This window comes from Vibrio sp. 1641 (genome assembly GCF_033339995.1).
Taxonomy (GTDB): Bacteria; Pseudomonadota; Gammaproteobacteria; order Enterobacterales; family Vibrionaceae; genus Vibrio; species Vibrio alginolyticus.
In genome coordinates, this window is sequence record NZ_JAWOVP010000389.1 from 1 (window position 1) to 569 (window position 569).

The window sequence follows — 569 nt, forward strand, 5'->3', positions numbered from 1 at the left end:
GTCAGTGCTTGGCCTTGCTAGTCTTGATTTATCAGTGTGTGATATTGTTGAAAACGATATCTGACAAATCTATCCAAATATCACAGCTGGGATTCACATCACACAAAGGGAGTTATCGTGCAGAGCCCTATCACTTTAGAAGCGCTCCATATCTTGGATGCGATAGATCGCAGAGGCAGCTTTGCGGCAGCGGCAAATGAGCTCGATAGAGCACCATCTTCACTGAGTTACCAAATCCAAAAGCTCGAACAAGATCTCGACATCAATATTTTTGACCGTTCAGGACACAAAGCGCTCTTTACGGAGGCGGGTAAGCTCATTTTGGAAAGAGGGCGTGCAATTCTGCAAGCGAGTGAAAAGTTAGTGAATGATGCGACTTTACTTGCTAACGGTTGGGAGTTGGATATTACTGTTGCGTTTGATGGCATCATTCCAATTTCAAACTTCTTCCCGATGGTGGATGCGCTGGCGGAAGTAAGCTCAACACGCATTAGGCTACAAGAAGAAATTCTTGCAGGAAGCTGGGAATCTCTGAATACAGGAAGAGCTGATCTGCTTGTGTGCCCTTC

Annotated in this window: 1 protein-coding gene; it reads left to right on the forward strand. The window is 45.5% G+C overall.

Annotation, left to right across the window (positions count from 1 at the left end; all coding sequences use genetic code 11):
* Window positions 1-117 precede the first annotated feature (117 nt).
* A partial coding sequence (locus tag R7Z47_RS26140; RefSeq protein WP_318130938.1) for a LysR family transcriptional regulator occupies window positions 118-569 on the forward strand: 452 nt, incomplete at its 3' end.